The sequence below is a fragment of the Halostella limicola genome (assembly GCF_003675875.1).
In the GTDB taxonomy this organism is placed as follows: domain Archaea; phylum Halobacteriota; class Halobacteria; order Halobacteriales; family Natronoarchaeaceae; genus Halostella; species Halostella limicola.
In genome coordinates this window covers 82423-101432 of record NZ_ML014752.1, presented here as the reverse complement: position 1 = coordinate 101432, position 19010 = coordinate 82423, and the positions used below count along the sequence as shown (strand labels likewise).

Genomic DNA, 19010 nt, shown 5'->3' with positions numbered 1-19010 from the left:
ACGTGGCAGACTTTTACGTGGCCGACGCGGAACCACGTATATGAGCGACACGGAGGCCGAGACGTTCACCTACAACGGCGGGAGCGTCGCGCCGGGTGAGTCGGCCAACATCCGGTACAGCGTCAGCGAGACGTACCTCGGCGACCCCGTCCGGATCCCCGTGACGATCGTCAACGGGGAGCGTCCCGGCCCGACGGCGTTTCTCAGCGCGGCGGTCCACGGCGACGAGCTCAACGGCATCGAGGTCGTCCGCGAGGTGGCGAACGAGTGGGACCACTCGGGGCTGTGCGGCACGGTCGTCTGCATGCCCGTCGTCAACGTCCCCGGGTTCCTCGCCCAGCAGCGCTACCTCCCCATCTACGACCGCGACCTCAACCGCTCGTTCCCCGGGTCGGAAAACAGCACGAGTTCGAAGCGGATCGCCTCCCGTATCTTCGACAACTTCATCGCCCCCTGCGACATCGGCCTCGACTTCCACACCTCGACGCGCGGCCGAACGAACATGCTCCACGTCCGGGGGGACACGGAGAACGAGGAGGTGCGCCGGCTGGCCAACGCGTTCGGGTCGAACGTCATCATCTCCAGCGACGGGCCGAGCGGCACCCTCCGGCGGGAGGCGACCGAGCACGGGGTCCCGACGATCACCATCGAGATGGGGAAGGCCCACGAGTTCCAGCGCCACTTCATCGACCGCGCGCTGGAGGGCGTCGCGAGCGTCTTCGCCGAGTTCGGGCTGCACCCCACCAACGCCGTCAGGTGGCCGGGCTGGCGCACCGTCGTCGACGGGTCCGCCGAGAAGACGTGGCTCCGCGCCGACACCGGCGGGATGGTCGAGATGCACTTCTCGCGGGGGTCGCTCGTCCGGAAGGGCGAGACGATATGCACGATCACCAACCCCTTCGAGACCGAGACCAACGATGTGACGGCCCCCTTCACGGGCCTGCTCGTGGGCATCCTCCAGAACCCGCTCGTGTATCCGGGGAACCCGATCTGCCACCTCGTTGAACTCGACCCGGCGACCAGAAGCGCCCTGGAGCGGGAGCGCGGGGGGACCGTCTGACCGGTCGGGCGAACGCGTTCGCCCCGAGACCCCGACGAACCCCGGCGCCGACGGCGAAAGGTAGTAACTTCTATACCGCCGGGGTCCAAGCCTCAGAGTAGAGCATGAGTCAGTCTTACAATCGAGGTCGCGTCGAGGACTTCGGTCGGTGGCGGGAGTTCTCGGCCGGCATGTGGGCCTGGGTCTTCCACAAGTTCACCGGCTGGGTGCTCATCGGCTACCTGTTCACGCACATCGCCGTGCTGAGCAGCGCGACCCAGAGCGCCGAAGTGTACAACACGACGCTGCAGGGCCTCGAGAGCCTGTTCATCGTCCGCATCATGGAGATCGGGCTGTTGGCGGTCGCCGTGTTCCACATCCTCAACGGGATCCGCCTGCTGATGGTCGACCTCGGCGTCGGCCTCGAAGCGCAGGACAAGAGCTTCTACGCGTCGATGGTGCTGACCGGCCTCATCGTCGTCGCGAGCGTCCCGACCTTCCTCTCGGAGGTGGGCGTCTGATGGCGGAACGGTATTCCTCGTTCGAGCCCGCCAGCACGCGATGGGTCCTCCAGCGCGTGACTGCGGCGTTTCTCGTCGTGGTGCTCGCGTTCCACTTCTTCCTCCTGCACTTCGTGCACCACGCCTACGAGATCGAGTTCGCCGGCACGCAGGCCCGGATGCAGAACATCGGCTACTTCGCGACGATGATCGCCTTCCTCGTGACGGGCACGTTCCACGGCGTCAACGGCGTGTACAACGCCCTGATCAATCAGGGCCTCGAAGGCACGCAGAAGCAGGTCGTCAAGTGGGTGCTGGTCGTCGCCAGCCTCGGACTGATCGCACAGGGCGTCAGAGTCGCCATCGCAATGGCGGGATTCTAACATGAGCACGCAAGTTCCGGAGACCGAGACGGAGACCGAAGCCGAGACGGAGAGCAAACCGCATCAGGAGCGCCGGATGGCCGAGAAGGCCGAGCGCCGCGAGGCCGCCGACCGCGAGCGCCTCGCGCGCGAGGAACTGGAGGCCGCCGACGAGACGGTCCACCTGAAGGTGTTCCGCTACGACCCCGAAGTCGAGGGCAAGCAGGAGCCGCGGTTCGACGACTTCCACGTCCCCTACGAGAAGGGGATGACGGTGCTCGACGCGCTGATGTACGCGCGCGACCACTACGACTCCTCGCTCACCTTCCGGCACTCCTGCCGGCAGGCCATCTGCGGGAGCGACGCGATGTTCGTCAACGGCTCCCAGCGGCTCTGCTGCAAGACGCAGCTGGGCGAGCTGGAGACCCCCGTCCGCGTCGAGCCGCTCCCCCATCAGGAGGTCGTAAAGGACCTGGTCGTCGACATGCAGCACTTCTACGACCAGATGGAGGCCGTCGAGCCGTACTTCCAGACCAACGAGACGCCGGACGGCGAACTGGAGGAGCAGCGCCAGTCCCGCGAGAACCGCGAGAAGATCAAGATGTCGACGCGCTGCATCTGGTGCGGCGCGTGCATGTCCTCCTGCAACATCGCCGCCGGGGACAACGAGTACCTCGGCCCCGCGGCGATCAACAAGGCCTACCGCTTCTACATGGACGAGCGCGAGGGCGAGGACCTGCAGGAACACCGGATGCGCGTCCTCGAACAGGAACACGGCGTCTGGCGCTGCCAGACCCAGTTCTCCTGTACCGAGGTGTGCCCGAAGGACATCCCCCTGACCGAACACATTCAGGAGCTCAAGCGCGAGGCTGTCAAGAGCAACCTGAAGTTCTGGTGACCGACGCGAAACCAACCACCGACACTACCACCAAACTATGCACGAACACGACGTGATCGTGGTCGGCGGCGGCGGTGCGGGCCTCCGAGCCGCGATCGCAGCGAGCGAGGAAGGAGCGGACACGGCGATCGTCTCGAAACTGCACCCGGTGCGCAGTCACACGGGCGCCGCGGAGGGCGGCATCAACGCCGCTCTGCGAGAGGGCGACTCCTGGGAGGACCACGCCTACGACACGATGAAGGGGTCGGACTACCTCGGCGACGCGCCGGCCATCGAGACACTGGCGCAGGACGCGCCCGAGGAGGTCATCAACCTCGAACACTGGGGCATGCCGTTCTCCCGCGAGGACGACGGCCGCGTCTCCCAGCGCCCGTTCGGCGGCCTCTCGTTCCCCCGGACGACGTACGCCGGGGCCGAGACGGGCCACCACCTGCTGCACACGATGTACGAGCAGGCGGTCAAACACGGCATCCAGGTGTACGACGAGTGGCAGGTGACCGAACTCGCCGTCACCGACCACGAGGACCCCGAGGACCGCAAGTGCCACGGCGTCGTCGCGTACGACGTCAAGACCGGCAACATCGAGGGCTTCAAGGCCAACCGCGGGGTCATCCTCGCGACCGGCGGTCCCGGCCAGGTGTACGACCACACCACCAACGCCGTCTCGAACACCGGCGACGGCTACGCGATGGCCTACCGCGCCGGCGTCCCGCTCGAGGACATGGAGTTCGTCCAGTTCCACCCGACGACGCTCCCCTCGACCGGCGTCCTCATCAGCGAGGGCGTCCGCGGCGAGGGCGGCGTCCTCTACAACGCCGACGGCGAGCGGTTCATGTTCGAACACGGCTACGCGAACAACGAGGGCGAACTCGCCTCCCGCGACGTCGTCTCCCGCGCCGAGCTGACCGAGGTCAACGAGGGACGGGGCGTCAACGACGAGTACGTCTACCTCGACATGCGCCACCTCGGCGAGGAGCGCATCCTCGACCGCCTGGAGAACATCCTCCACCTCGCGGAGGACTTCGAGGGCGTCGACGGTCTCGTGGAGCCGATGCCGGTCAAGCCCGGCCAGCACTACGAGATGGGCGGCATCGAGACCGACGAGAACGGCGAGACCTGTATCGAGGGCCTGTACGCGGCCGGCGAGTGCGCCTGCGTCTCGGTCCACGGGTCGAACCGCCTGGGCGGCAACGCCCTGCCCGAACTCATCGTGTTCGGCAAGCGCGCCGGGCAGCACGCCGCCGGCAAGGACATGAAGGAGGCCGAGATCACGACGGGCTACACCGACGAGTGCGAGCCCGGCGAGGTCGACACGCCCGTCGCGCCCGGCTCAATTCGGCAGACGAGCGACGACGTCGCGGCCGACGGCGGTGCGCTGGCCGACCCCACGGCGGTCGTCGAGCAGACCGTCGAGCACGAGCGCGAGCGCGTGCAGTCGTTCCTCGAGAAGGACGAAGGGCTCCAGCACGCGGCGATCCGCGAGGACCTGCAGGCGTCGATGACGGAGAACGTCAACGTCTTCCGCAACGAGGACGGCCTGAAGACCGCGCTGGAGGACATCCGCGAGGCGCGCGAGCGCTACCAGGACGTGTACGTCGACGACCCGTCCCGGACGTTCAACACCGACCTCCTGCACACCATCGAGACGCGGAACCTCATCGACCTCGCCGAGGCCATCACCCTCGGCGCGCTCGCCCGCGAGGAGTTCCGCGGCGCGCACTGGCGACAGGAGTTCCAGGAGCGCCGCGACGACGAGTGGCTGAAGCACACGCTGCTGCGCTGGAACGACGGGGACCCCGAGCTGTTCTACAAGCCCGTCATCCTCGAAGGCGAAAACAAGACCTACGAGCCGAAGGTCCGCAGTTACTGAGACGGACTGCTGCAAGCTCTTTCCGGCGCAACCGCGACTCGTCCTGCGGTTGCTTCCGGGAGATCGTTCCGGCAGACCGTATGACGGCTCGGGCGACATTTCTTAGTCGCTCGGTATCGTAGCTCCGCTCGAGGAAGGGTGGCTCAGTGGTAGAGCGCCCCGCGCGGACGGATCCTGCCCGTCGGCGCGGCTTCCAAGGCTTCGCGTGGTTCAAATCCCGCCCCTTCCACTCCGGACCACAGTCTGCGAGGCGCTCTCTCGGGAGCCGCTGCTATCGAGCGACGTCGTCTTCGGAGAACAGCGGCGACCGCGTCAGACCTTCAGCAGCGTCCCGTCGGGACACTGCGAACACTCGTCGCTCGCTGGCTCGATGAGGACGGTGTTACACGCGGGACACTCGTAGAGGTCGACGCTCGACCCCGTCGGATCCCGCTCCGCAGCGCCCGCGTTCGACGCGGCCAGATCCGGATCGTTCGGCGCTTCGACGGACGAGCGCTGGAGTCCGAGGCTGGACCGTAGGGCACTGACGATGTCTTTCATGTGCACACGGAGGCCGCTCCGACGGATGAGTGCAGAGCCTAAACAGTTGGGTGTGCTTGGTAATCGCAGTCTTGCCGACGCCGCGGCCGCGGACGTTCACGATCAGTCATCGGTATCGACGGTGGTCGAACGGAACGAGCGTCCGGCGACGAGAAACGCCGTCGTTCGCCGTCGAGGATCGGGTTCGCCGCTCGCGACGGACCGAACGCGGCGTTTCAGTTCGACGAACGTCGTAGAGTGGTTTTAATATCGTCGAACCGGTGGAACGGCGTACGATGGCTACACGGACCCAGAGCGGGGAGGCGACGCTCCCCCGAGAACTGAAGTCGCCGCGCGCGAAACTGGTGTACCTGTATCTCTCCACCCGGGGCGGGGCGACCGTTGAGGCGCTACAGGACGGACTGCATCTGGAGAAGATCACCCTGTTCAGCATTCTGGAGACCCTCTCGCGGCAGGACCTGGTGCGGAAAGACGCCGACACGTATCGGCCTACGTGAGGGCGGGAAATCCATGCCGCTCCGGAACGGCGTTTCACACGAACGTTCCTCCAAAACCACAACGCATATTACGTCGTCTTTCACACGGCCAACTGCGGACGCCGTCACAGTCGGTTGCGTGGTCACTAACGGCTGTTGCGTTCCCCCCTCTCCCAGACCGCAACGGGCGGCACGTCCGCGAAGCGGCCGGGACCTTTTCGCCGGCCGTTCAGTCGGTCGACGCGACGGTCGTCGCGTCCCCGATCGGGTCGCGGTCGTACAGCACCGCGAACGCGCCCGAGGAGACGACGATGAATGCGGCCGCGGTCCAGAAGGCGACGAACACTGACGTCGCGTCCCAGAGCGCGCCGACCGCCACGGGACCGGACACCTGCCCGACCTTCCAGGCGATAGAGCGAAGCGACATGCTCCCGGCGACGGCGTCGAACTGCTCCCCCTCCTCGACGAACAGCGCCATGCTCGCCGGCAGGCGGAGGCTGTCGGCCACGCCGATCAGCCCGTAGGCGGTAAACAGCGCGAAGAAGGCGGGTACGAGCGTCAGCGTGTCCCCGAGTACCGTCAGCGACACCGTCGGGAAGACGGCCGCGCCGTACTCCGCGAACGGGATGAGCGCCGTCCCGACCGCGTACAGCAGCGCACCGGCGAGCACGAAGTGGTGTTTGCTCCCGACCCTGTCGGTGTACTCGCCGACGGTCCCCTGCAGCAGCGACTTCGTGAGTTTCCCGCCCGCGAGGATACCGCCGATGAGGAGCGCGCTGATCCCGAACTCGGTGCGCGCGTAGATGGGCAGGAAGATGATGACCGCCATCTTCCCGACGCTGAACGCGAGGCGGAACGTGACGAGCGCGCGGACGGCGGTCCGGCCGAGGAGGTTCCGGAGCGTCTGGACGCCCGTCGCCTCGTCGGCGTCCTTCTTCCCGCCGGGGTTGTCCCGGAGGAAGAGGACGACCGAGAGCGTCGCGAACGCGGTGACGGCGATCAGCACGGCGTAGGTGGTCCGGAAGCCGTAGAGATAGAGCAGGAGGCCGCCGAACACGTCGCCCGCGAGGCTGGAGACGGCACCGACCTGGTTGTACGCCCCGAGCCAGAGCCCGCGGGACTCGTCCGGGCTGATCTCGCCGACGACGGCGGTACCGGTGATCCAGAGCAGGCTCGCGCCGACTCCCTGAACCACGCGCATTGCGACGACGTGCTCGACGGCCGAGACGAACGAGAACCCCACGAACACGCCGACGTTGAGCAGGAGGCCGGCGACGAGATACCGCTTCGCGTTGCCGACGTCGATCAACCGGCCGAGCGGGAGGACGATGACGAGTTGCGCCGCCGCGAAGGCGGTGCCGAACAGCCCCTCGACCGCGCCGCTCGTGTTGAAGAGGTCGGCGTACAGCGCGAGCGCGATGAGGATCGTCGAATACGCCTGACTGCGGGCGAACGCGGTGCTCGCCAGCGCGACGAACTCGCGGTTCCGAAAGAGATGTCGAACGCTGCCCGGGGACCCCGACACGGTTACGAACCGAAACAGCCGCCGGACGCTTGTAAGTCCTTAGAACTCGCGTCCCTACAGCTCGATCCGCTCGACGAGCTGGTCCGCGTCCTCCTCGTTGACGTTGACCGCGACGATGCGGATGTCGTCTTCGAGGCCCGACCCGTGCAGCTTCGCCTTGAGCAGGTTGTCCACCTGGTAGACGCCCGCGGCGTTGGTCATCTCGATCTCGACGAGCACCGCCCGGTCGTCGCCGGGCAGGAGGGCGACGTTCTCGATGGCCTGACTGGAGATCGTGTTGATCCCCCGACCACCCATCTCGTAGGGCATCCGCGACCGGCCGCGCTCCATGTCGAGCGCGTCGGCGACCCGGATGACGCCGGCCTCGGTGGTCAGTGGGTCCTCGGACGTGTGGTGACAGAGGATAGCGTGCAGGACCTCGCCTTTCACCCGCACGGCGTCCGCCGTGTCGTAGAACTCGGGGAGGATCCGGTCGAGAACGTCGGCGGCCAGCGGGATAGAGTAGTAGGCGTGGCTGTCCCGGTGGACGACGTGACCGATGTCGTGGAGCGTCCCGGCGAGCCCGACGATGACGGCCTCGTCCGCCTCGTCGAGGCCCTGGTCGCTCGCGCCGTTGAACTCGACGCCCGCCTCCTTCAGCAGGTCGTAGAGGCACAGCGCGCGGTTGCGAACGATGCTGATGTGTTTCGCCCCGTGGTCGTTGTACCCCTTGCGCGTGACGGGGTTGACGTTCTGCGCTTCGAGGTACGCCTGCACCTCCTCGTCGTTTCGCAGAAACTCGAGCACCGCGTTCAGGCGCTCGTCCGGGAACGCGTGCTCCGCGTCGGGTGCGTACGTACGGCCGTTGCCGTCGCTAGATATCTCTGCCATACGACTCCGTTCGCGGGGCGAAGCTAAAAGAGATCGGGAGCGGGTCCGTTACGCGGCGTCCTCGGCGGCCGCGGCGACCTCGTCGTAGTCGGGTTCGACGCCGGGGTCGTCGCTGACCCACTCGTAGGCGACCTCGCCGTCGTCGTCGACGACGAACACCGCGCGCTTGGCGACGCCGTGGACGCCGAGGTCGGCGAAGTCCATGCTGACGCCGTACGCGTCGATGACGTCCTTGTCGACGTCGCTGAGAAGCCCGAAGTTCAGGTCGTTCTGGTCGCGGAACTCGTTCAGCGTGAACGGCGTGTCGACGCTGACCCCGTACACCGTCGCGCCGACGTCCTCGAACGCGGAGAGCTCGTCGCGGAAGGTGCACATCTCGGACGTGCAGACGCTCGTGAACGCCCCAGGGAAGAACGCGAGAACGAGGGGCGCGTCGTCGAGTTCCTCCGAGAGGGTGAACGACTCGATGTCGCCGTTCGCGAGCGGTGCGGTGAAGTCGGGAGCGTCGTCACCTGTGTCGATCATTGCGCTCGGTAGTTCCGAAAGCAGGGGGAAGTCAATTACGTTTACAACTGACCTATCAGCCCGCTACGTGGCCTTCCTGAGCAAAAAGACTATAATCGCCAGTCGGCTAGCCTGAGGTAGAGATGGTACTTGAAACTGCACCGGCTTTCGTTGGGGGCCTCCCCGGCGGAACCGAACTCGTCGTCATCCTCCTGATCGCCGTGCTCCTGTTCGGGGCGAACAAGATCCCGAAACTGGCGCGGTCGACGGGCGAGGCGATGGGCGAGTTCCAGAAGGGTCGCGAGGAAGTCGAACAAGAACTCGAAGAGATGCGTCAGGGCGGTACCGACTCCAGCACGGACACTACCGCGGACGACGACTTCGTCGACACCGACCCCGTCACCAGCGAGGAGACGGACACCGAGCGCGATACCGAGCAGTAACGCGGCGATCTTCCTTTTGCGGACGTGTGGCCTAGTGGACCAAGGCGGGAGGTTCCTAACCTCCAGAGCGTGGGTTCGAATCCCATCACGTCCGCTGCGTGTCGCGAACGGACGTGAGCGACCGCGATGTACGAGATTCGAAGTAGACGGCGACGAACGGAGTGAGCCGACGGCGTGGTTCGAATCCCATCACGTCCGCTCACCGGCGAACGCCAGTGAGCCGTGTGAGCGGAACCGGAGCCGAATCACGCGAACGCGAGGCCAGTCGACCTGACTTCTCACCCGTCCTGTCAATATACTTTCAGAGTCCGGTTTACGACACTCACCCGACTGGTAAGATATACTAAATATAGCGCTGCGTAGATCACCCCGAAATATCTGCGCAGAAATGTGTCCCAACCGGAGATAGTGATAGATTAAAACGGAGATACGCCACAAGAGTCCCGGAAATCCAGATCGCGTACGGGAGTAGTTTTCGAATATCAGTAATGATAATCGATAAAAGGTTTTTTGCCTAGTCGGCGTCAGGGGGTACCTAATGGCTATCGACGACGCCGACAAGTCGGATACTAAACAACTCGAAGGGGAGGTGGATGAGTCGGCACCTGAGTCCGCGGGCGACCCGGATTCTTCTGCGGAGCCCGAGACGGACGACGCGGAACCGGACGCCGCCGACCAGGGGGGCGGCGCCGTAGTGGGGGAGTACACGTGGGCGGACTTCATGGAGGAACACGGGTACGCCGACGAGGTCGACAGGGTGTACCCGGCGAACTCGACGAACGATTCGGGAGGGTCGCTCGGTCTCGGCAGTTCCGAGGACGAGGCTGTCGGTCCCCCCAGCGGCGACGACTGGAACGGCGTCGAGTTCGACCCCGAGGAGTACCTCGGGTTTCACCCCGACGACCTCGGCGAGATCATCACCGAGGACGCCGCGCCGCCGGCGAAACGGCTCTGGGCCGACTTCAAGGAGGACATCGAGTCGACGCCGGTCGTCAAGGACGAGTACACGTGGGAACACTACAAGTGGGACTTCTACTACGAGGAGGACGGCGACCTGCCGACCGACGCCGAGGGCGAGACCGAGCCGTTCGATAAGGAGGACGCCGCCGGCTTCGACCCCGAGGAGATAGAGGGCATCCTGAGCCAGGGACAGGACTTCGCCGACGAACTTCACGACGTCGTCGAGGAGCGGACCGTCAACATCCGTCACGAGGACGAGGACGAGTTCTTCAGCACCCAGGACGGCCACACGACGGTCGTCAACCGCTACGACATGGAGAAGGCGGTTCCGCTGGAGAAGAAGACCCACTTCCGCGAGGAGGACCGATACTGGGTCAACAAGCCCTACTCCTTCATCATCCTGTTTCACTCCGAGAAGGAAAACGAGAAGAAGTACTACGCGATCGAACCCTACCTCACCGAGATCGAGGAGGACCTGCAGGACTTCCTCTCCGGGAAGCTCAGGACGGCGATCAAGTACGCCGACGACGACGTCGCCGCGGTCGACGGCGGCGACGAGGACCGCAAGGCCGTCATCGAACGCGAGACGAAGCGACTGCTGAAACGCTACGACCTTTTCGAGAACCCGGGCGGCGGTACCGTCGGCGGCATCGACGCCGAGTCGGTCGTCGGCCGCATCAAGGAACTGTTCGGCGATGAGGAGGCGACCGCGGGGACCGAGCCTGACGACGACGATGACGGCGGTCTCGACGGACTGTCCGCCCGGCCGGAACCGGCTATCCTCGAAGACGATCCGGACCAGCTCTCGGAGTATCAGGTCGAGAAACTGCTCTACCTCCTCAAGCGGAACTTCATCGGCTACGAGCGGATCGACCCGATCAAACACGACATCAACGTGGAGGACATCTCCTGTAACGGCTACCACTCCCCGGTCTTCGTCTACCACTCCGACCACGAGCAGATCATCTCGAACATCTATCACGGCGAGGAGGAACTCGACGACTTCGTCGTCAAGCTCGCCCAGCGTTCGGGGAAAGGCATCAGCAAGCGCCGGCCGCAGGTCGACGCGACGCTGCCGGACGGGTCGCGCTCGCAGCTGACGCTCGGGCGCGAGGTGTCCGACCACGGGACGAACTACACCATCCGACAGTTCAAGGACGTCCCGTTCACGCCGATCGACCTCATCAACTGGAACACGTTCTCGCTGGACGAGATGGCGTTCCTGTGGCTCTGCATCGAGAACCACAAGTCGCTCATCTTCGCCGGCGGTACGGCGTCCGGGAAGACCACGAGCCTGAACGCGATCTCGCTTTTCATCCCGTCGAGCTCGAAGATCGTCTCCATCGAGGACACCCGCGAGGTCGAGCTGCCCCAGCGGAACTGGATCGCGAGCGTCACTCGGCCGTCGTTCTCCGACGACAGCGAGGGCGACGTCGACGAGTTCGACCTGCTGGAGGCCGCGCTGCGTCAGCGACCCGACTACATCGTCATGGGCGAGATCCGCGGTGAAGAGGGCCGGACGCTGTTCCAGGTCATGTCGACCGGGCACACCACCTACACCACGTTCCACGCCGACTCCGTCGGCGAGGTGCTGAAGCGGTTCACCACCGACCCGATCAACGTCTCGAAGACGATGTTCACGGCGCTCGACCTCGTCTCCATCCAGACCCAGACGCGGGTCAAGGGGAACAAGGTCCGCCGAAACAAGTCGCTGACCGAGATCAACCACTACGACGCCGAGAACGACGAGATCAACGTTCAGGACGTCTATCAGTGGCAGGCCGAGACCGACGAGTTCCTCATGATGGGGGACTCGAACACCCTCGACGAGATCCAGTTCGACCGCGGGTGGAGCCGCGACCGGCTGGAGGACGAGCTGTTCGAGCGACGCGTCATCCTCGCGTACCTCATCAAGAACGGGCTGAACGAGTACACGAAGGTCGCCGCGACGGTGCAGGCGTACATCAACGACCCCGAGACGATCCTCACGCTCATTGCGAACGAGCAACTGGAGGAGAGCCTCGAGGACCTCCGCGAGATGGAGTCCGTCCTCATCGACGTCGACCCCGAGAAGGAGGCGCTGGTCCCGCGCCCGGACGCCGGCGAGGAGATCTACAACGAGGCGACGGACATCCTCGAACGCGCGGAGGAGCGCATCTTCGAGGAGTACCGCGGGCAGGTCCCCGACGGACTCGGGAGCGCCCTCGGCGGCATCTCCGGCGAGGAGGAGCCGACGATCACGCCCGACGCCGCGGACGCCGACGACTTCGACTTCGGCGGCGGCCTGACCGACGAGGGCGTCGACGACGGGGACTTCGACCTCGGCGACGACGCCGAGGACTTCACCTTCGGCAGCACCGCCGAGGGCGACGAGGAAGTGTCCGACGCGGGGCCCGGCTGGCTCAGTGACGACGGGTTCGGCGACGGCGAGGACGACGCGGCAGACGAACCGCCGGCGGCCGACGCCGACGCGACACCGGAACTCGAAGACGGGGAAGACGCGTCGGAGGCGGACGACGACGAGGACGAGACGCCGGCCCTCGCGGCGGCCGGCGAGGACGCCACCGAGGCGGGTGCGGAGGCCGTGGACGCCGCGGGAACCGAGTCTCCCGCGGACGCAAGCCCCGCACAGGACGCCGATGCGGACGCGCCGGAGGACGACGCGGCCGACGGCGAGCCGGACGACCCCGTCTTCAGCGACCCGACGGACGGCGACGAAACCGGGGAGGCTGGCGCGTCGTCCGCCGAACCGGCCGGTCCTGCCGAGCAACCGGACGACGTCGAGGACCCCGGCGACGACCCGGTGTTCAGTTCCAGCCCGGACCGGGACGCCGGCGACGAGGCGGCGACCGACGCCTCGGCGACCGACGACGACCCGGTTAGCGGCGACGCCTCCGCCTCCGGCGGCGACGGCGACGTCAGCGCCGATGAGTCGCCGCCGGACGCGAGCGCGACGCCCGAGGAGCCGTCCGCCGATACCGCCGAGACCTCCGACGCGGCTGAGGCGGCGACGACGCCGGCGGAAGCTGATCCCGTCCAGCAAGGTGGAACGTCCTCGGAGGCCGACTCCGCGGACCGAGACGAAGCCGACGATAGTCCGTTCGGGGACTCCGACGGAACGACCGACCGCCCCGACGAGACCCCGTCCGACAGTTCGGTAGACGAGGACCGCTCGTCCGGTGACGTGTTCGGCGGCGACGGAGCCGACATCGACGATTCCCCGTTCGGAGACGACGGCGGCGACGGCGGCGACGGCCTCTTCGGCGACGACGAGTCGTTCTTCGACGACGATGACGACGGCGGCGACGGCGGATCGATCTTCGGCGACGACGGCGGCAGCGAGGACGGCGGCGATTCGGTCTTCGGCGACGACGACGATGACGAGTCGATATTCGGTGACGACGACGAATCGATCTTCGGGGAAACCGAAGGCGAGTCGATATTCAGTACCGACGACGAGGACGACGGCGACGGCGGGTCGGTCTTCGGCGACGGCGAGGACGACGAGGGGTCGATATTCGGTGACGACGAGGACGACGGCGACGACGGCGGATCGGTCTTCGGTGACGCCGGCGACGAGGACGAGGACGAACGATGAGCTTAGACACCAAATCGGGACCGGGCGGGTCGATCGGCTCCAGCGACGACCCCGTCGGCGACGCGTTCTACCCCCTGTACGAGATGCTGTTCGACGAGAACAGCGACTTCATCGCCGGCGTCGAGACGAAACTCGCGCAGGCGCGGATGACCGACCCCGTCGAGATGTACCTCTCGCGGGCGCTCGGTATCGGCTTCCTCACCGGCGGGTTCCTCTGGCTCATCGGGACTCTGCTCGGGTACGTGCTGTTCGCGACGGGCGTCGTGGAGGTGGGGCTCATCCTCGGGGCGCGGATCCCGAACGAGACGCTGCTGTGGCTCGTTCAGACGCTGAAGATCCCGGCGCTCATCGTGGTGACGGGGCTCGTCCTCGGCTCCATCGGCTTCGGGATGGGCTTCGGCGCGCTCGTCGCGGTACCGTACTCCCGCGCGTCGGCGCGCGAGCGGGAGATCAACATGCTCCTCCCCGACGCCGTCTCGTTCATGTACGCGCTGTCGGTGGGGGGGCTGAACCAGCTCGAGATCCTCGAGGCGATGGCGCAGGCGGAGGACACGTACGGCGAAGTGGCCTACGAGTTCAAGAACATCGTCCAGGAGACGGAGTACTTCGACACGGACTACCGGACCGCGCTGCGGACGCAGTCGATGGAGACACCGAGCGACGAACTCAGCCAGTTTCTGACGGACATGCTCTCTATCGTCAACAGCGGCGGTGACATGCAGGGCTTCCTCGACGACAAGAAGGAAAAGCACATGCGCACCGCGAAACAGCAACAGGAGCTAACGCTGGAGACCCTGGAGCTGTTCGGCGAGATGTACATGACCCTCTCGCTGTTCCCGCTGCTGCTCATCATCATCATGGTCATCATGGGGATGATGGGCGAGGCGAAGACGACGATGCTGTACGGGACCGTGTACGGCCTCATCCCCATCCTCGGGGTCGGGTTCCTGGTGATGGTGTCGACGGTCAAGCAGGACGAGGTCGGCGACGGCTACCTCGAACCCGCCGGCAGCAGCGACCGCCTGAAGAACGCGAGCAACGACAGCCTGCTCGACCTCGGCCTCGTTGAGATGTTCACCGGCGAGTACAGCGTCTTCGACCGGATCAAAAGCCGCGAGGGGACTCACGAGACGAAGAAGGTGCTGAAGCGACCGCACATCTTCTTCCGCGACAACCCGCTGTACACGCTCGCGCTGACGGTCCCGGCGGCGCTGGTCATCCTCGTCACCGCGGTCGCGTCGGGGTCGGCCCCGACCTCCATCGACGGGATGATCGAGCAGCCGGTCTGGGGGACGTTCCTCTACGTGTACGTGCCGACGTACATCGTCGTCGTCCCGCTGACCATCTTCCGGGAGTGGAACATCCGGACGCGGAAGGCCGTGCTGTCGGACATCTCGAACAACCTCCGAAAGCTGTCGTCCGCGAACGACACCGGGCTGACGCTGCTGGAGTCGTTCGAGACGGTCGCGAACACGACCTCCGGCAAACTGGCCTACGAGTTCGAGCAGATCCACGCCAAGGTCAACTACGGGATGAGCCTGAAGGCGGCGCTGGTGGAGTTCAACAACAAGTACCACATCCCCCGCCTCGCCCGCACGGTGAAGCTCATCAGCAAGTCCCAGGAGGCGTCCAGCCAGATCACGGCCGTGCTGACGACCGCCGCGCAGGCGAGCGAGAACCAGGACGACATCGAGCGCGAGCGGAAGTCCCGGACGCGGATGCAGATGGTCATCATCATCATGACCTACCTGACGCTGCTCGCGGTCATGGCCATCCTGAAGACCCAGTTCCTCGACGTGATGGCCGGGCTCGGCGACCAGGCCGGCGGCGGTGGCGGCGGGCAACAGGGCCTCACCAGCGGCGTGGACACGCAGATGCTGTCGCTGCTGTTCTTCCACGCGGTGACCCTGCAGGCGATCCTCTCCGGGATGATCAGCGGCTACATGCGGGAGGCGGACCTGATGGGCGGCCTGAAGTTCGTCGTCATCCTCCAGACGATCGCGCTCGCGGTATGGACGGTGGTGGGATGATCGGCGACGAGCGCGCCCAGACGAACCAGGACTTCGCGGTGGGGATCAGCATCTTCCTGCTGACGACCGCGTTCGTGTTCGCGTTCATCCCCACCATCTTCTCCCCGTTCGACGGGGACGTACAGAACAGCGAGATCGCCCAGTCCGACCGCGTCGCGTCGGCGTTCGTCGACAACCACTCCGTGGAGGGCAAGTCCGGAACGCTCGACAACGCGTCGGTGGAGGAGTTCTTCGACGCCGGAAACGGCGGCGACGCCCTCCGGAAGCTCTACTCCCTGCCGACGACATCGCAAATCAACGTGACGGTCAGGACGCAGAACGGGTCGACGATCCACAGTATCGACAGTACGAAACTGGCCCGCGGCGACACGTACCGTGACCAGCCGTCCGCGAGTTCCAGTCGCGTGGTCACGTTCGACGAGGGCAACGTCTGTAGCCCTGACCCGGGCAACAACCAGTCCGCCTGCCGACTCCTCGTGAGGGTGTGGTGATCATGCCGGGACGAAACGACGAGCGCGCGCAGGCGTTCACGCTCGAAGGGTTCATCGGCTCGATGCTGATCCTGACGGCGGTGCTGTTCGCGCTCCAGTCGGTCATCATCACCCCGACGACCTCGGGGACGGTCGACCGCGACGTCCGCGCGCAGCACCAGACGCAGGCCAACGACATCCTGCAGCAGGCCCACAACAACGGGTCGCTGAAGTATCTCGTGTTGAACTTCGACGGCGAAGACTCGGACTACTACGAGGGGAGCGAACGGTCTGACATCGGCTACGGCGCGGACCCGCCTCCAACGCAGTTCGGGACGATGTTGAACCAGACGTTCAACCAGCGCGGGAAGGTGTACAACGTCGTCGTCGAGTACCGCTGCGTCGCGACGAACGACTCGAACTGCGAGGGCGCGGGCGGGAACGCCACCGTCGGCGTGATGCGCAGGAACATGGTGTATCGCGGCGTGCCGTCGGACAACGCCGTCGTCGCGACCAGAATGGTGACGATCTACGACAACGACACGCTGCCGAACTACGACGGCACGGTCGAGGATGCGGCCGCGGACCCGAACTACGAGTTCCCGGTGAGCGACACCGCTCCGAACAGTACCATCTACACCGTCGCGGAGGTGCGCGTCGTCGTATGGTGACCCGACCCGCTTTCACCGATGACGACCGTGCCCAACTGGTACTCGTGGGGAGCGTCGCCATCGCGTTCATCATCCTCAGTCTGGTGGTCGTGTTCAACACCGTCCTGTTCACGAACAACCTCGCCGCCCGCGGCGCCGTCGAGGAAGTCGAGGACGCCTCGGAGTTCCAGCAGCAGGTCGACCGCGAACTGCCCGAACTCGTGAAACACGTGGAAAACGGGACGGACTCCAACGACAAGGTCGTCGAGAACGTCGACGAGAACGTCACGGTGTACGGCGACCTCCTAGCGGAGTCGTACGCGGACACGAGTCCGCAGTACGTCGACGTGCGGTTCAACAAATCGAGCACAGTGAACGGGACGCGAGTGGTGCAGGAAGACGGCGGGACGTTTGTATCTGCAGATTCAGATACTGACTGGCACCCAGTAGAAGACTCTGACCCTCGAAATGTAAGCGATTTTATCATCAACGTCGATACCGGTCCAGACTACAGCAGTGCTGTCAGTTACTTCAACATCACGCTCCGAAGTGAGGGCGGTTCGGAGCAAGATATAACGCTCGAAATGTATACAACCGGGTCCAACGAACTGGTACTCAATCAGTATCAGGGGAACACGTTAGAGAAGTCATGCACGGAGAGTGATCCGTCAGGAGTGGTGTCGGTTAATGTGACGAACGGCAGCATCAACGGGGACGGCTGCACGTTCGATTCGATGGAGCAGCTTACTGCCCCATATTCGGTTTCGTACGACGATTCGGATAAGATTGAAGGAAACTACTCGTTCATCGTCAACGGAACCGACTACGACGGCCGATCAGACTACAACACCAGAAATGGAGACGATCCGTACGCTAACGTCATCCTTCTAGAGGCCGGCGTCGACCTCGACTTCGAGTCCCGGTCGGTCACCTACGAGAGCAACCAGACCGTCACGGTCAGGGAGGGACCGCAGTGATCGACCGCGGCCACTTCCGCGACGACCGCCGCGGCGTCTCGGTCGCCGTCACGCACATCCTCGCCATCGGTATCACGACGATCCTGCTCGCGGGACTGCTCATCTCCGCGGGGAGCATCCTCGAACAGGAACGCGAGAACGCGGCCCGCGGAGAGCTCAACACGATCGGCGACCGTATCGGCGGGGAGATAAGCAGCGTCGACCGAGCGGCGACCCCTGACGCCGACGAACGCATCGAACTGGAGACCAACCACCCGTCGCGGGTGAGCGGGTCCAGTTACACGGTCCGGTTACGGAACGGGACCGTCTGCGACGTCAGTTACGTCGATGCGTACGACGGATGTCTGGTACTGTCCACTTCGGAGCTCGATCGCGACGTGGTCGTCCCGCTGGATCTGGACACGAAGGTGGAGGACGGTGCCGCGAACGGTGGCGACGTGTTCATCGTGTACGAAAACGAACCGGGCGAAAGCCCGACGATAACTATCGAGAACGACCCATGAGAGGAACGGACCGCGCCGTCAGCGACATGATCGCGTTCGTGCTCGTCTTCTCGCTCATCATCACGAGCGTCGGTATCACCTACACCTACGGGCTGTCGACGCTCACCGGCTACCAGGAAGACGAGCAGAAGCGCAACGCCGAACGGGCGTTCGTCGCCCTCTCGGACAACCTCGGCGACATCGAGGACCGACAGGTTCAGGGCCGATCCGGCGAACTCCGGCTCTCGGGCGGGACCATCTCGGTCCAGGAGGACACCCAGTTCAACGTCTCGTCCCCGAACTGGAACCAATCGTTCGATCGGGTCGGGGCGCTAACGTACGAGTACGAGGGCACCCGTATCGAGTACGAGAGCGGGGCCGTGTTCCGCCGCGACGGCGACAACCGCCGCGCGATGCTCTCGGAGCCCGAGATCCAGTGTTCCGACTCGCACGCCGTCGTCTCGATCGTGTCGCTGTCGACGCCGGAGGAAACCGCTTACAGTTCCGACGGCACCGCGCAGGTCGTCGCGGAACTCGACAAGCGCTACCTGCGGTATCCGCTCAACCGGAGTACGACCACGTCGTCCGACACCGCATCGGTCGACTACGTGAACGTGACCATCGACTCCAGCAAGACCGAGGCCTGGGGCGACTACTTCGAGGACGAGGGATGGACCCACGAGGAAACCGACGGTAACAGGGTCACGTACCAGTGCGCCCCCGATAGCGGTCAGATCGACCTCTACGTCCGACAGACCGAGATCCACATCCGGTTCATCGGCTGACGCGGCGCTCTCGGCTCGTTCGGGCGTCGCG

18 protein-coding genes and 2 tRNA genes are annotated in these 19010 nt (G+C 65.3%); 16 read left to right on the top strand and 4 right to left on the bottom strand.

Annotated elements, in window-relative coordinates:
- The first annotated feature begins 40 nt into the window (after window positions 1-40).
- The 6 genes from D8670_RS00490 to D8670_RS00465 all read left to right on the top strand — a co-directional run bounded on the left by D8670_RS00490 (window position 41) and on the right by D8670_RS00465 (window position 4898).
- Window positions 41-1060 carry a succinylglutamate desuccinylase/aspartoacylase family protein gene (locus D8670_RS00490; RefSeq protein WP_121816139.1) on the top strand — a complete coding sequence of 340 codons (1020 nt, stop codon included), beginning with the start codon at window positions 41-43 and terminating at the stop codon, window positions 1058-1060.
- A gap of 104 nt (window positions 1061-1164) precedes the next feature.
- Complete coding sequence (gene sdhC, locus D8670_RS00485; RefSeq protein ID WP_121816138.1) at window positions 1165-1560, top strand: succinate dehydrogenase, cytochrome b556 subunit; 396 nt, start codon at window positions 1165-1167, stop codon at window positions 1558-1560.
- The gene (locus D8670_RS00480; RefSeq protein WP_121816137.1) at window positions 1560-1922 is read left to right on the top strand and encodes a succinate dehydrogenase hydrophobic membrane anchor subunit; all 363 of its coding nucleotides are present in this window, start codon (window positions 1560-1562) and stop codon (window positions 1920-1922) included. The genes sdhC and D8670_RS00480 overlap by 1 nt, the downstream gene beginning before the upstream one ends.
- 1 nt (window position 1923) lies before the next feature.
- On the top strand, window positions 1924-2799 hold the full coding sequence (locus tag D8670_RS00475; protein WP_121816136.1) for a succinate dehydrogenase/fumarate reductase iron-sulfur subunit: 876 nt from the start codon (window positions 1924-1926) through the stop codon (window positions 2797-2799).
- Between the two features lie 37 nt (window positions 2800-2836).
- Entirely contained in the window at window positions 2837-4669 is a 1833-nt protein-coding gene (locus tag D8670_RS00470; protein ID WP_121816135.1) for an FAD-binding protein, read from the top strand.
- 132 nt (window positions 4670-4801) lie between these two features.
- Window positions 4802-4898 (top strand) — tRNA-Pro (locus D8670_RS00465).
- A gap of 83 nt (window positions 4899-4981) precedes the next feature.
- Here the strand turns inward: D8670_RS00465 and D8670_RS00460 are convergent.
- Window positions 4982-5209 (bottom strand): hypothetical protein, encoded by a 228-nt coding sequence (locus tag D8670_RS00460; protein ID WP_162994103.1) that lies wholly within the window; start codon window positions 5207-5209, stop codon window positions 4982-4984.
- A 275-nt stretch (window positions 5210-5484) separates the two neighbouring features.
- Here D8670_RS00460 and D8670_RS00455 point away from each other — a divergent pair, with 275 nt between their 5' ends.
- Window positions 5485-5706: a TrmB family transcriptional regulator gene (locus D8670_RS00455; RefSeq protein ID WP_121816133.1), complete on the top strand. Its 222-nt coding sequence runs from the start codon at window positions 5485-5487 to the stop codon at window positions 5704-5706.
- Window positions 5707-5914: 208 nt separating this feature from the next.
- Here D8670_RS00455 and D8670_RS00450 read toward each other — a convergent pair whose 3' ends face one another.
- From D8670_RS00450 to D8670_RS00440, 3 genes are read right to left on the bottom strand one after another with little or no spacing between them, the layout of a single operon-like run.
- Window positions 5915-7210, bottom strand: a complete 1296-nt coding sequence (locus tag D8670_RS00450) for an MFS transporter (protein WP_121816132.1) — start codon at window positions 7208-7210, stop codon at window positions 5915-5917.
- Window positions 7211-7264: 54 nt separating this feature from the next.
- Window positions 7265-8080 carry an HD domain-containing protein gene (locus tag D8670_RS00445; RefSeq protein WP_121816131.1) on the bottom strand — a complete coding sequence of 272 codons (816 nt, stop codon included), beginning with the start codon at window positions 8078-8080 and terminating at the stop codon, window positions 7265-7267.
- A gap of 48 nt (window positions 8081-8128) precedes the next feature.
- Window positions 8129-8605, bottom strand: a complete 477-nt coding sequence (locus D8670_RS00440; protein ID WP_121816130.1) for a redoxin domain-containing protein — start codon at window positions 8603-8605, stop codon at window positions 8129-8131.
- A 122-nt stretch (window positions 8606-8727) separates the two neighbouring features.
- Between D8670_RS00440 and D8670_RS00435 the strand changes: the two genes are divergently transcribed.
- The 9 genes from D8670_RS00435 to D8670_RS00395 all read left to right on the top strand — a co-directional run bounded on the left by D8670_RS00435 (window position 8728) and on the right by D8670_RS00395 (window position 18979).
- Window positions 8728-9027 carry a twin-arginine translocase TatA/TatE family subunit gene (locus D8670_RS00435; RefSeq protein ID WP_121816129.1) on the top strand — a complete coding sequence of 100 codons (300 nt, stop codon included), beginning with the start codon at window positions 8728-8730 and terminating at the stop codon, window positions 9025-9027.
- Window positions 9028-9047: 20 nt separating this feature from the next.
- A tRNA-Arg gene (locus tag D8670_RS00430) sits at window positions 9048-9121 on the top strand.
- 444 nt (window positions 9122-9565) lie between these two features.
- On the top strand, window positions 9566-13585 hold the full coding sequence (locus D8670_RS21765) for a type II/IV secretion system ATPase subunit (RefSeq protein ID WP_121816128.1): 4020 nt from the start codon (window positions 9566-9568) through the stop codon (window positions 13583-13585).
- A complete protein-coding gene (locus D8670_RS00420; RefSeq protein ID WP_121816127.1) occupies window positions 13582-15615 on the top strand; it encodes a type II secretion system F family protein in 2034 nt (677 codons plus the stop codon). The genes D8670_RS21765 and D8670_RS00420 overlap by 4 nt, the downstream gene beginning before the upstream one ends.
- Window positions 15597-16106, top strand: coding sequence for a DUF7287 family protein (locus D8670_RS00415; RefSeq protein ID WP_162994102.1), 510 nt, complete (start codon window positions 15597-15599; stop codon window positions 16104-16106). Before D8670_RS00420 ends, D8670_RS00415 begins: the two co-directional genes overlap by 19 nt.
- 2 nt (window positions 16107-16108) lie before the next feature.
- Window positions 16109-16756: a DUF7288 family protein gene (locus D8670_RS00410; RefSeq protein ID WP_121816125.1), complete on the top strand. Its 648-nt coding sequence runs from the start codon at window positions 16109-16111 to the stop codon at window positions 16754-16756.
- Window positions 16750-17712: a DUF7261 family protein gene (locus D8670_RS00405; RefSeq protein ID WP_121816124.1), complete on the top strand. Its 963-nt coding sequence runs from the start codon at window positions 16750-16752 to the stop codon at window positions 17710-17712. The genes D8670_RS00410 and D8670_RS00405 overlap by 7 nt, the downstream gene beginning before the upstream one ends.
- Window positions 17709-18215: a DUF7266 family protein gene (locus tag D8670_RS00400; RefSeq protein ID WP_121816123.1), complete on the top strand. Its 507-nt coding sequence runs from the start codon at window positions 17709-17711 to the stop codon at window positions 18213-18215. Before D8670_RS00405 ends, D8670_RS00400 begins: the two co-directional genes overlap by 4 nt.
- Window positions 18212-18979: a DUF7289 family protein gene (locus D8670_RS00395; protein WP_121816122.1), complete on the top strand. Its 768-nt coding sequence runs from the start codon at window positions 18212-18214 to the stop codon at window positions 18977-18979. Before D8670_RS00400 ends, D8670_RS00395 begins: the two co-directional genes overlap by 4 nt.
- The last annotated feature ends 31 nt before the right edge of the window (window positions 18980-19010 follow it).